This window comes from Xanthocytophaga flava, from assembly GCF_030068545.1.
GTDB lineage: Bacteria > Bacteroidota > Bacteroidia > Cytophagales > 172606-1 > Xanthocytophaga > Xanthocytophaga flava.
The window spans coordinates 154,498-171,499 of record NZ_JASJOR010000019.1 but is presented as its reverse complement, the minus strand read 5'-3'; the positions used below and the strand labels follow the sequence as shown (position 1 = coordinate 171,499).

Sequence of the window (17,002 nt, the reverse complement as noted above, 5' to 3'; positions counted from 1 at the left end):
TTTTATCTAGTTTGTATTTAATTAAAGAAACGTTTCAGTGAATTTAAGAATCCACCTTGTCCTTCAAACCATTTTACAAGTGCTTTAGGCTTTATAAATTCAGGAGGAAAAAAGCCTGCCGCATTCAATACAGGTGTAATATTAGTTACACAATTATTGCCAACCATGTTCCAAGGTTGTGGTCCTTTAGCTATTTGTGCTGCAATCATTGAAGATGCTAAAGCAAAATCTCCAGCTGATATTGATCTACTTGCCGTTGTCAATCCCTTTTGTGACATATAAAGTCTCATTTTCCCCTCTCTTACAGGCATAAAAGCTGCTTGTGCACCAGGAAAAAATTCATGTGCATCACCATACCCTTCGAAAAACTTTGCCTTAACATAAGCTTGCTCAAACCAAAATGTTTGTTCATATGTTCCTCTTTTTACCCTGAGTCCAACTATCGCATGTTCTGGAATTATACCTCCTGGATCAGCTTCTGTTTTGCCAGGCGCTAAACCGCTTTCAGTTGCACCTACAAGTAACTCGAAATGCGTAGGCATATCTCCCGTTAACGCAATCGGCATAGAAGCAATTAGTCCTAGACTTAGAGCTCCTGTTGCAGAGATTGCGGGAATTTCAACAGTTGGAAATTCAAAGTTAAGTCCAAAAGGAATAGGTATTGTAACATCACTAATAAAATAAGCAGGTTCTATTATCTCATCATCAATAGAACGCTTACCAGTCAGCTTTCTTTTATTCCCTTTTCCCCCATCCTTTTTCCCTCCATCATCGTCTCCCCCTCCGGTTGATCCAACCATAAAGCCATCCTCAGAGGAAGCCCCACCACTGAAAGTCACATTGCCAAAATCATCTCTTCCTGGTTTTCGATCCTCATCTCCTGGCAACATGCCATCCGGATCAATGAAACGTATCGGATTATTAAAACAATAGTTATACGGAGAGAATCTACGCATCATGTCAGCAGCCGGATCAACCGCATGCCATCTACCTAATTGCGCATCATACATTCTGGCCCCATAATCCATCCAGTTCAATCCAAACTCTTCCTGCTTTTCTTTGCCGTTGTACTGGAACTTATCATTGGGATTACCTTGCGTTTCAATACCAACCAGATTCACCCCCCACGGATCATAATGATTTTCCTGAACAATGAGCCTCTCTTCGTACTTGATCTCAAAGTTATCAAAATACACTTCTCCATCACTTTCATTACCCAGAAAAATACGCACATAGCCATCTTCTTTGACAATATAGTCTCCACTAACCAGGTGCTGGCAATCAATGCCTGTGGTCAGATAAAAAGAGCGGTCATTGTCTGTCACGGGTAGTTCAGCTCCTGTACTCGAATAAGCTTTGATCCGCAGATAACCTTTGGGAGTAGAGTTTCCGCCACTGAAAGGAGTCATCGCTAGTCCTACTTGCAAAGTCGGCCAGCTACCTCCTCCTTCTTTGGCCTGACCCGCTGGATTATTACCTGTATTCTGTAGAAAAAGCTGGAAGTTGGAACCTGAATTGCTAGATGAAGAACTCAGATAATATCCCCATACACTGGCCGAGATCTTATCTCCTTTGCGTACCTGCAATATACGCATCGGACCGACAGGGCGTTGAGTAGTCAGTTTTACCGTTGTACCTGTACCACAACTATTCGGATCAGAGGAACGGATGTTATCATCAAGTCCGGCAAATTCGGATTCTTCCCGCACTTTCTGGCTCGGTTCCATCGAAGCAAAGAAGCGGGCAGCATTTCCTTTCCGGAAAGCCAGACGCAAATTGCCCAAATGATCCTTGTAATGATACTCATAGGCATAATCCGCTGCAGCAATCTGTTCGGGAGGTAATACCCTTCCTTCAGCAGTTGGAATAAACTGTAACCGGTCACTTTCATAGACCATTCCGCCAATGTAATCGGTGATGGTAGTGGTAGTAGTGACAGTATTAAAGACCAGCTTCTGTAGTTTTACACCAGCTGCATTGTAGACATACTCAATCCGGTTAGAAGTTGCCGTAAAACGAATCTTAATAGGCAGATTCAGTTGGTTGTAATCTACCTGAATGTTTTTGTTTTTATCTTCGGTCAGGTTCCCATTCACATCATACAGGTATTCTTCACCAAGCTGCGTGGTCGGTTCAACAAAATCTCCTGCCTGTCCATTGGTAGGGTTATTAGATCCATCTGCTACTGCCAGCAGGCGATTGCTCTGATTGGCTCCTGTTTCATAGCTATAGGTCAGTTTGTCAACCAAGCCGAATCCTGTTGCCTTGCCAGAAGTATTGAAGGCAATCGCACCATACCGCTCCAGACGGGTGATGTTCCCGTTTTTATCATACTCCATATTTTGGAGGGAATACTGCTCATTCGTGGTTGCGGTACTGGTGTAGTCCGCTCCCTTCAGGCGGTTGAGAGCATCATAGCTATATACATACTGACGGGATACCTTGTCAAAGCTGCTCATCCATTTCTGAGAAGCAATATTACCGTTGTACTGCCTTTTAGTAGATGCCACTCCCTGGTTATACGAAAGCTCCATGCCAAACAAATCGGCGGGCTGTCCTGAAGCCGCACTTAAGGCGGCATCGTTAATATGTGTCAGCCAGCCACGGATATTGTAGCGGTAGTCTACAATCTGCAAAGGAGCGGTCACAAAGCTGCCACTGGTCTGACTGGTTACCATTCCCAACTGCTTCTGTGTTATTTCCCCTACCTCATTGTATGTTGGCACAGAAAGGAGCTGTTCTGCCTGTGAGGCTGTCTTCTGATAGGTAGCAGTGACTCTGCCTGTATGATCATACTGATTGCGGGTACGCACAATGAGTTCCTTACGTGCTCCTGCTCTCGGATTTTCATGATAGGTATAGGTCTCAAGTATCTTTCCATCAAAGCTATAGCGGCTATACGCTCTGTCACGCCCGCCAGTGTGATTATCTGATACAGTCTGGATAACTCTGCCATATTTATCATAGTAACTCACACTCATCTGCCAGTTACCTGAAATCGATTGGGAGCCCAGTATCTTTACTTTAGAAGCTGTAGGTCTTCCTTTTACAAAATCAGCATGGTCTGCCAGCGCAGTTATTGGGTTTGCATCAAATCCAGCCGGAGGAACCAGTAAAGCTGTTTTGTAAGGGAAGTTGGCGATATTGTCAAACAAATAGTCATCAAAGTAATTGACTGAAAGCGGTGTAAAGTCACTCTGCGGAAAAGCATCACTTGAATACCCTTCTACAGCATTACTGGTTGCCCTTGTTTCGTATAAAGTTGTCTGTGCATTAATTTTACTTTGCCAGTAGATACGGTCTTCTGCCGTTCGTAACCAACTGCTGCTTGAACGTGAATCCCGCCAGGTACCATTCATCACTACACGTCCAAACGCATCGTATTTGGTGAAAAGCCATACCGGAGCACCACTACCCAGTACTCCATTTTCATCCAGTCCCTGACGCTGACGGCCATCCTGTGTCAATACCAGCTCATCCCGCTGATTATAGATCATATAGACTGTTTCCGAGCCAGGAACACGCTTTTCCACCATACGTCCTCTGCCATCATAGTGATAGGCAAAGCACCATTTACGGGTAAAGTCTGCATCAAAGTCGAGTGTAAAGCTCCCTGACTGTTCCAGAAGGGCAGTTGCCTGAGGGGGAACCACATACCGAAGCAATCCAAGATCGTCATAAATGTAATAGGTTGATAAAAAAGAGGTTCCTGCATCATTCTCTTGTACTTTTTTCAAGACGATATGTCCTTCTTCATCTTTATAGAGAATCGTTCGCCGGTTGTGTTCATCATATACTTCACTAACCTGAAGCTGTCCCTCACATACCCCATTGATGCAGTCATAATCATAGTTTTTGGTGCTGGTTGCCTGCCGGGTTGTAAAGTTGTAACGCCACTCTCGTACTTCATTTGCACTATTGGTTCGCTGCAGGGTTTTAGCCGTTTTGTTAAGTGCATTGTAGGGATCAGCCTTGTCCTGAATGCGCCAGTCACTTCCCGGAGCTGATTGCTGAAGCACTTTTCCGAGTGGTGAAGACTCCATTTGTACTTCCGTGAAAGCAACATTATCTCCTTTCTGATTAGTATAGAAAGTAGCCTGTTCAGTAAAAACAGTATTGTTTGAGCGGTAGTATGATCCTGCAGAGAGAGCAGTAGCGGCATACGGCATATATTTTTTCAGCTCCCGTCCGAAGACATCATATTCTACTGGCGTAACAATATCTTTACGCACGCCATTGATCTCAGCAGATCCTTCGGGTATGATGGATTGAAGCGGTCGACCTAATTCATCAAAATAGGAAATACCCTTGCTAAGTTGGTTGACAGGATAATTCTGGGTAAGTTCTCCTGTTACTGCATCTACTGTTACACCTTCGATCAGGGGTGTATTTTCGACAATGTAGTTCATATCCTCTTTAGGAGCACTCAATCCAGGCAAAGCAGGTTTTACGGTTATAGTGATTGGCTGTTGCTCTACTGTCCCATCCGGTTTGGTTACACTTACCTGATAGGTATACGTACCCACACTCAGATTACAAAGTTTGTACGTACCATCGGCATCCGGGGCGGGAAGAGCCGGGCTGCCACTGTCTGGTGTCCAGGTGAGTGGAGGGGCGGTACTGAGTACAGCCAGATCAGAGGTTACCTGTGCAATGTTATTATAGGGGATAGGATCGTTGGCACTACCTGTTGACCCCAGATTTTTTATGCTCGGCACCAGAATATCATCATTATCAAACGGATAATAGGCAAGCAAATACGGTTCTTCAGAAGGCTTGGGGATCGTCTTGTCAAAGTTTGTTTGGATATCGGTTGCACTACGGGCGTTACTCCAGATCCGCACTTCATCTACCAGCCCCTGAAAAACACCATAGGTAGCATTAGCACCCCCAATCACATGCGAGATATGCACAGCCGTTCTCGGACTTTGCACACCTGTTTTAACCCAAGCTCCATTAATATACAATGAAGGAGTTCGATTCTGATACACAACCGCAATGTGTGTCCAGCCAGAAAGGGTTCCCTGCCAGACAAGCAAAGCGGGCATATAATTGCTGGCCTGTTCATACACACTTACTCCATTGGTTCCTACCGAAATACCCATACCCGCATGGCCTGTTCCCCAACCATCTCCAGCTACAGGATAGGCTACATAGCGTTGACCAGCCGTTCCGGCAGTCCCGGTAGTAGACTGAGCATCAATCTGATGAGTCCCTATAGGTTTTACCCAGGCTTCCCAGGTAAAGTTGTCTACAGACGTAAAGGCCGTACGGAGATGCAGCCAGTCATTGAAACCATCCAGTTGCAGGGCCTTACCAGTGAGTGGGCGAGCAGAAGCCGACAGGTTAGCACATTCATTGGTGTAAATCTGCTGATTGGCAGAAACAGTCAACCAGGGAGTGGCATCTGTCACAGAAGGCGGAAGGGTAGTCTGGTCCACAATCTGCCCATCGAAGTTTTTGGCAGGGCCAATGTTCACTCCCGACTGCATGGTTATCTTTTCAGTAGCCCGTGCAGGGGATTCATAACTATTCAGATTGAGTTGTTTGGGAATAGTTTGGGCATGTAAGGTGTTGGTTGTCATCCATAAAAAGCCCCAAAAAAGCAATAAGTGTAAGCATACACTTACTCGTTTATAACGATCCTTACCCAGATGGGCAAAGAACAAAACGTTGCGTACTAGTTGTATATACATAATGTGGATTTTACAAGAAAGGCGTTAAGAATGAGTCAACGACAAATACAATAGTTTTACTCTCTGTTGGCTTATTGCCCTTTTTCAATCACATCATTGTATTGTGTAGCTAGTTGAATGTTACCCGAAGTAGCCTGATTTTTAATCAGTACTTTATCCTTGAATATATTTCCCCCTGTGCTGACATTATCCCCTGCCACTGTTTTAGTGAAGGTAGAAGGCTTTAAAAACTTGCCTCCATTGAAATACAGATGAGGAGCGGTCACTGTTAGTGGACTTTCACTACTAAAGCCACTACCAAAATAAACCGGAGTGGTTCCTGTCAGGGTTAGTTGCCGTTCAGTAGTTCCTTTGAAGACAATCTTTTCCAACTGCAAACCACCATATAAACCAGTAGCATCCAGGATGACTCCTTCATGTATATTGGTTATGGCTCCATTGATGCCAAAGCGCATATTGTACCCTGATCCGGTTAGAATCAGTTTCTTGTTGAATACATCGGCTGTTGTATTGGCTGAGATATAAAAATTATAGCCATTAGTACTATTATTTACCGTCACTTCTTCATTAAACACGGAGCGAAAAGCCGCATTTCCCCACCCACTGATTGTCCAGGCTCCTCCCAGAATATAAACAGGTCCGTGAAAGGTATTGAGCACAACGCCATCTGAACCGGTATTCACCGGATTGGGAATAGGAGTTGGAGTGTTAGCTGTTGGCGTCCAGGAAGTAGTCCAGTCACTGGCACGGGCAGGATTAGGCACTCCATTGACCCAAGTACTTTTCTGTAGGATTGCTCTTCTAAAAAAGGTGCATCCCTTATAAGAAAGCTGATAGCCAGCCAATCGCACATCTCCATAAAATACACTATTTTCCACTGTAAACCACCCACCCACTCCTCCTGATGAGGGGCCGGACAGTTCAATGGTGAGAGGATCTGTTGCCTGACTGATAAAATTAGTCAGCGTCAGATAGGGCTGCACGCCTAACTGTCCTATAATCAGTTTCCCTGTACTCTCCTGGGTACCGGAAAGGTAAACTCCGGCAGTAATAATGTTGGTTGTAATATTGCCTTTGTAAATACCTTTTCCAATATACACCCCATAATTCCAGTTGGGTTTATTGACTGTAATGGTCAGTTCTTTGTGAAATGTATCCGGAAAGTTTTGAGCTAGCCCCCACCGCAACCCATCGGTCATGGTGATAGTGACATTCTCTTTAAAGACATTATTTCCATTGGCTGTTTCCAGATAGCCTCCGTTTTTGGTAAAGCTGACCATCTCATTAAAAGTGGTATTCTGTATGTTGGAAACCACCGGACCTATAACCGTTACAATTGTATAGATGGTAACCGAAGTAGTAGCCGAGCCAAAGGAAGTAGTACCACCCAGCGCTTTAATCTCGCCTTTGGTGAGCGAAGAGCCAAACGTTCCTCCTTTGAGGGTAGTTGTCCCATTACAAGTGAGCACAAACCCAGCCAGGTCAATACTACCCGAATTAAGGGTAAAACTGTTCAGGGTTGTATTGGCTACTAAAACCGGATAGCGGTTCACACTCACGGTGTTAATTGTCACATCATCTGTTGAAGCAGGCACAGCCGCAGGCGTCCAGTTGGCAGCTGTATTCCAATCTGTACTCATACTTCCATTCCAGGTGTAAGAGGCGGCCTGGCTGCTCTGTGATAGCAACAGACTTCCTATAAGAAAGATATAGAAATAGATAGAGTGTCCTTTCTTGATTGCATGTCCGGCTTGTAGTTCCGTTTGCCCTCTTGTAAGTGAGAAGACAGGAGAAAGAAGTGGTGTATACATAGTGTATAGGTTGTCAGTACAAGTATGGTTGGTAGTACAAGTATGTGGTAGTAACGACGTTACGAGTTGTAGACCAGCACGATTTCTGGTCAATAATCTATTAGGCTTTTTTCAGATAGATCTTTCCGTTGGTCGCTTTCAGATAAATGATAATCTTATCGGTGCCTAGCTTATTCCAATGCCTTTCTTTCTGTAGTAGCTGACCATTGGCTCCTTGTTGGATTTCTTCCTGTGCTGTATCTACTTCCCACTCACTGATCAGAGATGTATTCCCAGAAGAGGTATTGTCAGAAGAAGTTTGAACCAGATGGATTTGCAGTGACCCATTAAAACCAGTCGGTAAGGTTAGGGTAATATCTCCCTCTTCGCTCACCAGAATCAGCTTTTGCTCACTGACAGCAGAAGAAAGAGTATAGGAAATATTTCCTTTCTCGGTAACCGCACTCACAGAATTACCTAAGGCAGAACCAATAGTTATATCACCCTGCTTAACCGCCAGATCCACACTCTTTTGTGCCTTATCAATCTGCACATTGCCTTTTTCCAGCGCAAAAGAAGAATTCACAGGCAGAGAACTGATTTGTAGATCGCCAAAGAGAATTTGCTTACGAAAGCCTGAGCCTTTCTGATTGAAAAAAGCAGCCGAATACTGATAGGTTACCCTTCCATTCTGACTACTAGCCTGAAGCATCCCACTCACATCTGAAAGCAGAATATCGCCTTTCTTAGTAAGAAGACTTCCGTCCAACGTAGCATTGGAAACGGTGCAGTTACCTTCCTGTAAGGTGGCATACAGATATCCCTGTAGTTGGGATGCAGTCAGGTTGCCCTGCTCGATTTGCAGTTCAATCGCTGCATGCAGACTTGAAAGAGACACATCTCCCTTTTCAATTTGAGACCTGAGTTGGTAACTATCAGGTAAAGCCATTTGCAACTTCTGATGAATGGCATCGCTTTCTTTGGAAAACACATGCAACCCATCCATACTTTCCAATCGATACACTAGTGTATCCAGCTTTCTGTCTGAAGTTGTATTGACCACAAACATAGAAGTTGTTTGATTTTGGGCTAAGGCGTTAGCCTGTTCAGGTGACAAACTTGCTGACTGAGAAACCAGACGCATGGCAGCTTTGGTTTGGGAAGTACCCACTATGTGTAATCCACCCTGTGTTTGTAGATTCACGTCTATCTTTTTTGAGGTAAGCGAATCTATAGGAGTTGCTACTGAGAAATGGATAGGAAATTCATTTTCTGGCTGTGTTTCTCCTGATGCTGGCCTGATAGCGAAAAAACTAATAAATAGGCTGACTATTGTTAGTGGAGAGGTTACCAATCTTCGTATTGTATGCATAGAATAGATACAGTCTTTGGTGATTTGTTAAGAGGTGAATCTACACCTTTGTAAAAAGGCAATAGGTAAGTTTAAAAACCGTAAAATCACATGAACAATTAATTAGGTTGGCCTTTGTAGTGATACTGGTATTGTTTTACCACATTACCATAGGCATCTTTAATGTATTTTAGCCGTTGAAACTCATCATATTCATAAGTAAGAGTAGTTCCATCAGGACTTGTAGCCTTATATATCCCAATCAGTGGCTTGTAGGTATAGAGGCTAATCTGAGCATTGGGCAATGCTTGTTTCAAGTTAGTGAGTTGTGAAGCATCAAAACTTAAACTAGATGCAAGCTGCTCTATGGTTGTTTGTCCTAAAGCAGACAATACTTCATTGTAGGTAGCATTTTTGATTTCTGCAATGGGATATTGATTATTATAGCCCCACAGATACGTAATCCATACATTATCTTCTTTCTGGCGGAGGGAACGAATATTTCCTTCAGGAGTATAGATAAATTCCAGCTTTTCTTTGTATTTAAGTGGGTCATAAGTCTGACTAGGTACATAAGGTGCTACCTGAACTGTAGATACCGGATTCAGACTTTCGTCCAGGGGCCTGTCTGTTTCCAATGCAACAACTTCCTGAGGTAAAATAATATTAACAGCAGCATTGGAAGTAGCTACAAAATTGTTTTTTGTAAAATTTCTTCCCAGTATTTTCTGAACACCATCCTTCTCCTTCCACTGTGTTTGTTCAATTACTGAACTATGCATATAGTATTGATCCGACTTCATTGCCTGTACTACCGTATTACATTCAGTATCTGAATAATCTGCCGGATATTTATAGCGGGTTATAAGCGATTCTACTCTTCCAATCTGGTTTTGTTTGTATTGAGTAGTAGAAAGTAGCTGATAATGCTTAGGAACAGATTCATAGCCGTAATTAGTGGTAATGCTGGAAAATTTAGTTGTATCAAACTGGTCATAGATCTTTTCAGTACTGGAAGTGCGATAAATCCATTTGGTCTCCAGTGCAGGATACAGATATAAAAGACTGATGCAGGGACCTTGACCGATCGGACCGCTTGAGATAGGCCAGCGATTTTCAATACCATGATAAAAACTACTCATAGTAGATTCAGCATTCACCACCTTTTCTACATAGGTGTTTATAACTTCATGTTGTTTGGTGAATATTCCGTTTCGGTTTACATACTCCGTTTTATTGAGCAGCAATCCATTTTTCAGATAAGGCTGGGTAGAAATAGAAGGTGGTCGAGAAGGAACATTTACCAATGTAGTATTTGAACCATTTGTTCCAGGTGTCAGGTTCATTCTCACATCATAGTTTAAGATACGGTCAGGCTGGTTTTCATACTGGTAAATAGTTTTCCCATTCTCGCCATTTTCTCCTTCCAGTTCGCTAACCTGAGAGTATCCCACTACGCTTCCACTGGCAGATCCATTTAAAGTAATATTACTATCAGAGGAACGTATCAGCAAAACCTGATCATAAGGGCTTTCCTGCTGAGTTGCCGGGTTCTGCATTCTTCCCTCCCGATGCTCAAAATACGTATATTGAGGTACTGCCATCAGTATACCATATGAATAGTTTTCAAACTTGCCATCTTCATTTTTATCTGCTGAATAATTATAAATATATCTTTTAACTTTTCCCTCTCGTTTGACTCCATCATAACTGGTAACCCGTTTTATGCGTATTCCTCCTCCGCTATAAGGATCTTCTGTATTGATAACATATCTGAATGTAGATCGTATATCTTGTAATGAGTCAGCTTTGGAATCGTTATCCGGAGAGGCAACAAATGCCTTCCATGTATAAATGCCAGGAGGGATACGAAGAGTATACCGATGCTCAAAGACAGCGTAACTGCTAGCGGGATTGGTACAGGTTGCGGAATTTAAGTACCATGTTCCAGTGCCAGATACACCTTCTATCGAAACATAGGCATGTACTGTATTAAACGAGCTACAAGCCCCTCCAAAACGGAAAGTAGTAATGACTTCTACAAGTTGATAGTTCCCTTTCTCGTCTACATATTCATCTGATAAATCAAGTGGTTGTCTAAATTCTTCTCCTTTTTTTGTACCTGGATAACTACAATATATTTCAGCAATCTTGTTGTTCAGGGGTGTATTTTTGAAATAAGACTGATCTCGCTTTCTGGAAAGAGTTAAATCAAAATCATGAGGTTCATACTCAAACACTGTTTTACCTCCTGTAGGATACTGAACAGATTTCAAACTAAATGCCTTTATATAAGTGCTATCACTATCACGATTGTCTTTCATCACTCCAACTGTGGCCCGAACTCTTTCGTCCAATGTTGTCGTTGTTATAATCCCTGTCAGGTTTTTATATTCAGGTGCCAGTTTTGTATTGCCTGTTTTCCCATTGTAATAACCCCAATGATCACGAGCGAATGAGGTTTTGGCAGGAGAAGCAGTTACTTCATAATAATCGAAAACATAGGGAGTGAGGCTTTTTAACTGACTGCCCTGATATGCTTTTTCTGTAACAGAAACCAGTTTGAGGCGTTTGGTTACATAGGAAGACATGCCTTCTGAAGGATAATAATCAACATCATTACTACCCTCAAAATAATCATGTCCTAAAACGACCTGTTTTAAAGGAACAAGATTTCCAGAAGATTGTTTAACCAATACTTCAATAGAGGTTAACCGCTTATCTCCTGCCAGATCCTGTCGGCTATCATACAAAAAATTAAGTTTTCCTCCTTTGAAATCAATGCTGCTCAAATATATGTTGGAGTATTCTTTTCCAGCTTCTACACTACCTTCCATATCGGGCACATTACCTGTTGAGATACCGGATAAAGGGACTGGCATTGAAAGGTTTGCTTCATACCTGCGTTCATGGTATGCTCCTATAGGGCGAATATAATCTGTAGGCAGCTTTGTATAATTAAATGTTATGACCTCCCCTTTGGCAGAACGAATAGAAGTCAGATACCAGGCTGTTTTGTGTTGCTTATTATTTTGTGTATCCCGATAGAACTCAAATTCACTGAATGTATACAAAAATCCATCAGATGTTTTAACCTGCCAGTTATCTGTACTGGTTGCAGGAGGTATAATTTTGATCTTTTGCAGGTTGGAAAGAATAACTTTTTTGGAACGATCTAAAATAAACTTTCCAGAATAACCCATGAAATTGAAAGAATATTGATCAGGTTCAAAATCATAGGGATCAGAAGGAGAGTTAAACCACTGATCACCTGGAAACTGAACGCTTCTCCCATCGGATGCACATGAGGTTTGAATGGTGGGCTGTGAAATAAGATAATTAGAAGGAGAAGTTTCAGCAGGAAGCTCCGGAGTATTAAAATAGGCATAGGGACTATCATCATAATCATCCATCCCCATAATTGTTTTGCTTATTAGACCACCAGAATTGAGGACCCAACCAATTCCTACTCTGCTGGCTTCTTCTGCTACCTTTATACCACTGGCATGGTAACTCAGTGTGATTGGAACAGATATATCTCCGGATTTTATCTGATAAATAGGAATGGTTATATCTGGTATTCCTGTATAGGTACTCACCGGAATATCTCCATATTTCCCTAGTGCTGCGGCATTGGGAGAAGGGGGAATTACTTTGGGAGCGTCCTGCGCCAAAAGTGGCAGAGCAGAACCCAAAACCAGACAAAACACAGTAACCTGCAAAAGTCTATTTTTTAGGAAAATCATAGTATAAGTGATTGTTACTCAGAAAGATGTAGTATTTATACTTTATTTATAGAAGGAGCTATAATGTTGGAGCTATAGAATCATGAAATTATAGTAGTAGCTGGAGAGGTTACGTTCTGGAAAGTATTGTAAAGCATTAATAATGAAATGAACTGAAGGTGAACATGCGAAAAAATATTTTTCCAAAAATTTAAATATTTATACTTTCCATATATTTATGCACATACTACCATCAAAAAAATACTATAACAAATTCAATTATTGCAATATCTGTAAAATAAAGATAAATTTGCCATTACATACATTTCCTATGTTTACACCTACCTGCTTTTGGTTATAAATGGCACCTTTTGTCTGTAGAATTATCTTCTTATGGTCTTACAGAAAAAACAACAATTTGTCTACTACCTATCTATATATGAAATATATTTTCTATCAGCTTAGTAACAGCAATATAGGCTGTGTGTCTATTGCAGGAAAGATGTCATTCTTTCTTTGTATGTTACTCTTCACTGGGTATATCCAACTATCTTCTGCACAGAATCCAACAAAAAAAAGAACTATAAAAGCGGAACAAAAGAACCAGACCGCAAAGTCGGATTCTATTGCTTTTCTGAAAGCCCCTGTTTATAAATCATTACAGGCAGCCTTAAAAAATCCGGCGAAGGTCTATAAACTGTCTCTAACAGGACTAGACTCTTTGCCTGCTTCCATAGGCTCTTTTCCCAATCTGAAAGTGCTCGATCTAACGGGATCTCATTTGAAGTCGCTACCCAAAGAAATTGGTAATCTCAAACAACTACAGGTACTTAAAGCCGATTCCAACCAACTTACTTCGCTGCCAAAATCTATTTCAGAACTCAAACAACTTCAGTTTCTTTCCCTAACCCACAACAAGCTGACTTCTCTGCCTGAAAAGATTGATTCACTCCCTAACCTGAAAATTCTGCAAATCCGGGGAAATCCGGATTTAAACCGTTTGTTACCCACTGCTGAACTGGTACAATTACCCTGGGTGCAAAATCTGTCTGAAGCCTTGAAAGATCCAGCCTTTGTGTATCGGTTGCAGTTGCATAGTATTGCTCAGTTACCCGAACAAATCACTTCTTTTCCTAATCTGCAGCAGTTGGATTTGTCTGGCAATATTATGGCACAGTTGCCAGCCAGCATTGGGAAACTGTCTAAACTGGAATTTCTTTCTGTTACGGGTTCCCATCTGCAATCGCTTCCCGAAGAGATTGGTAATCTTTCCAATCTGAAAACGCTTGATCTGGCAGCCAACGAACTCAAGACTCTTCCTGCTTCGCTAGGTAAGCTGTCTGACCTGGAACAACTTAATCTTTCCGAAAACCTTCTTCAGACCTTACCTGATCAATTGGGTAATCTGAAGGAATTAAAAGTGCTGGATCTGTCTTCTAACAAGCTTACCTCCATCTCTCCACAGCTGGGAGAGCTTTCTTCGCTGAAAAGCTTAAATCTGTCTGCCAATACACTCACTCAGCTTCCCGAACAGCTTTCCAAACTGGGATCACTGGAAAAACTAAATCTTTGGAGCAATCAATTAGAACAGTTGCCAGAGAGTATGAGTCAACTCTCCTCCTTAAAAGACCTGAATCTATCTGCCAATAAGCTATCCTCTCTACCTTCTTCACTGGGTTCAATAACAGGATTGGAAAGCCTACAGTTGCAGAATAATAAACTGATTGATTTACCTTCTTCCTTAGGTAAGATCAAGTCATTAAAAGAGATGAATCTGTCAGGGAATTCGCTTCAGTCATTGCCTGCTGGTATTGGGGATCTGGCAAACCTGGAAAAACTGGATCTATGGAATAATCAGCTTTCTACTTTGCCTGCCTCTATTGGCAAACTCAGTAAACTGAAAAGTCTTGATATCTGGGATAATGGCATTACCTCTTTGCCGGAAGAGTTAAAAAATCTCAAAGAGCTGGATGTATTGCGGTTAAAAACAGACCTGTTACCTGCACTGGAAAAAGATAAACTGCGAACGATGCTTTTACAAACAAGGGTACTGCCTGCCGGACTGGGATTATAATAGCCAAAAAATGTATTTACGCTTCCGATCTTTACTTAAAATTTGTACCAGATCCTGGTTATTTACACTCCTCTGTCAATTGATAAAATGGCAGAGGAGTGTATCTGTTTTATTATACTCAATGGTATTCAGTTTGAGTGTATCAACAACCTATGCACAATCTGTTCAGATTAACTTCACCAATCCTGGATTCGAAGACTTTCCCCGAGCGGATTCTCCCCCTCAGGGCTGGAAGATTTGTGGTGACAGAAGTACGCCCGATACCCAGCCCGGACAGTATGGAGTACTGACTCCACCAGCAGAAGGCAAAACCTATTTAAGCATGGTATGCCGTACGGATGGAAGCTACGAAGCTGTGCAGCAAACCGTTTCCCTGAAAGCTGGACAAACGTACTGTTTTCGTTTGCAATTGGCCTTCAATGATGCAGATGGCAATACAAATTATAAACATGCTCCGGCAAAACTACGCATATGGAGTGCAAGTACTTTCTGTAAACGCGAACAACTACTCTGGACTTCACCAACAGTTACTCATACCGACTGGCAATGGTATCAGGTTAATTTTACCTGTCAGCAGAACCAGCCCTTTATACTCTTTGAAGCCTATTTTGCACAGACACCCTACTACTGGGGACGAATACTGATAGACAATATTTCCAGTATTTCAAAAGCAACCCTTCTGCCCAAAGATACAATTATATGCCAGGGAGATTCGCTGATTCTGGATAGTGAACAAATGAACTCCGGGGCTCACTGGACAAAAATCCAATGGCAGGATACAACAGGAAAAAGCATTTCCGAAGAAGAGAAGTTTATTGTGACCAAGCCAGGCCGTTACCTGCTACAGGTGTGGGATGAATGTGTTAGCTACAAAGATACCATTCGGGTTCGTGTGAAAGAATGTGAACAGCTTTTTGAAATACCCAATGTCATTACTCCAAATCAGGATGGTAAAAATGATGTATTTGCTTTTCCAACCCTGAATAAACAAGCATGGCATCTGCAAATCTGTAACCGATGGGGCGAGACTGTCTACCAAACCAGTAACTACCAGCAGGATTGGTCTGCAGAAGGATTACCTGCAGGCATATACTACTACCGTTTGGAAAAACGTGGTTTTAAACCCAGGCTTGGGTGGTTGGAAGTGCTACGCTAAAATCATTGTTATAATCACCTATTGTTTATAAAAACACAGTCCATGAAAGTACATTTATTCTGGCTTCTTCTAGTTATTTCTGTTTTGGGTCAGGCAGGTTTTGCTCAATCTGCTTCCGATTCGCTTTACACTCCGCGCAAAGAAAAAAGCCAAAAGAAAAAGTCAAAAAACAGTCCGTGGGTATTTGCTGGCAATGTCAGCTTTCAGATTAAACCGCTACTGATCAATGCCTCTCCCCTACTGGGATATAAATTCACAGACAACCTGGTGGCAGGCTTGGGACCTACGTATATTTACAATAAAGAAGGTTTGGTTTCGCCAGTAGTGAGTAGCAAACCCGGTCCGATGCATGTATATGGAGGCAGAGTATTTGTAGCCAGAAGGCTTTATAAGCCATTGTTCCTACAAGCCGAAACCGAGGCGTTGAATTACCCTTATTTTGATGACAGAGAAGAAAAAAGGCGTGACTGGTTGGTGAATCCTCTGGCTGGCTTGTCGTTAAACATGAACACTGAAGGGAAATCGTTTTTTCAGATTACAGTACTCTATAACTTTAATTACAACAACAACGATTTTAACAAACAGCTTTATAATTCTCCCTGGATATTCCGATTAGGAGCCGGATTAGGTGGAGGAAAAAAGTGAAAGAATTGAAGAGAAAGCCGGACTGCATAAGTTCGGCTTTTTTTATTTGATTACCATATATGCTTTGATACTGTAAATACCTATGGATAGTAAGGATCAATATCCTCGATTTAATAAAATTGATGAACTAAATAGATTGTAGTATAATAACTCTTTATCATCCAAATCTATATACAATATTTATAGTATAACTCACTAAAATATAGTAATTATTATGAAAGAGTGTAAACCAGTCAAAAATTAATAAAAAGCAAATAATCTTCAGAAAAATTAATTATAAAAAAATCATAGAATTAATTAGTATTCGTGATAAAAGGATTTGTGTGTTTATAATTATTGCTTAGTTTTGTGATCTTGTAGATTTTCTAGAAAAAGAAGGAGAAGGTCTACTTAAAATAAGATTAAAAAAAGAAAAGGAACCTCACATTATATGAGATCCCCCCTTAATGCCAGTATGTAGGAAAGTTTGGCGACCAACTACATCTGGACTAATGAACAACTATTCTGTTTTGCAGAAAGGCTGTTTTTTATTTTTATCAGAAATGATGCAAAAAGGTAAACTGCT

Annotated in this window: 7 protein-coding genes; 3 read left to right on the top strand and 4 right to left on the bottom strand. The window is 41.6% G+C overall.

Annotated features, from left to right (window positions below):
* Positions 1-17: 17 nt before the first annotated feature.
* From QNI15_RS25065 to QNI15_RS25050, 4 genes are all read right to left on the bottom strand, one after another.
* Positions 18-5,696 carry a DUF6443 domain-containing protein gene (locus QNI15_RS25065; RefSeq protein WP_314034310.1) on the bottom strand — a complete coding sequence of 1,893 codons (5,679 nt, stop codon included), beginning with the start codon at positions 5,694-5,696 and terminating at the stop codon, positions 18-20.
* Positions 5,697-5,767: 71 nt separating this feature from the next.
* A complete protein-coding gene (locus QNI15_RS25060; RefSeq protein WP_314034308.1) occupies positions 5,768-7,507 on the bottom strand; it encodes a hypothetical protein in 1,740 nt (579 codons plus the stop codon).
* Between the two features lie 100 nt (positions 7,508-7,607).
* Positions 7,608-8,858, bottom strand: coding sequence for a hypothetical protein (locus tag QNI15_RS25055; RefSeq protein ID WP_314034307.1), 1,251 nt, complete (start codon positions 8,856-8,858; stop codon positions 7,608-7,610).
* Positions 8,859-8,956: 98 nt separating this feature from the next.
* A complete protein-coding gene (locus QNI15_RS25050) occupies positions 8,957-12,583 on the bottom strand; it encodes a hypothetical protein (RefSeq protein ID WP_314034305.1) in 3,627 nt (1,208 codons plus the stop codon).
* Between the two features lie 418 nt (positions 12,584-13,001).
* Here QNI15_RS25050 and QNI15_RS25045 point away from each other — a divergent pair, with 418 nt between their 5' ends.
* The 3 genes from QNI15_RS25045 (at position 13,002) to QNI15_RS25035 (ending at position 16,437) form a co-directional block, all read left to right on the top strand.
* Positions 13,002-14,636 (top strand): leucine-rich repeat domain-containing protein, encoded by a 1,635-nt coding sequence (locus QNI15_RS25045; protein WP_314034303.1) that lies wholly within the window; start codon positions 13,002-13,004, stop codon positions 14,634-14,636.
* 133 nt (positions 14,637-14,769) lie between these two features.
* The gene (locus QNI15_RS25040) at positions 14,770-15,792 is read left to right on the top strand and encodes a T9SS type B sorting domain-containing protein (RefSeq protein ID WP_314034301.1); all 1,023 of its coding nucleotides are present in this window, start codon (positions 14,770-14,772) and stop codon (positions 15,790-15,792) included.
* A gap of 42 nt (positions 15,793-15,834) precedes the next feature.
* Entirely contained in the window at positions 15,835-16,437 is a 603-nt protein-coding gene (locus QNI15_RS25035) for a hypothetical protein (protein ID WP_313994307.1), read from the top strand.
* Positions 16,438-17,002 lie beyond the last annotated feature (565 nt).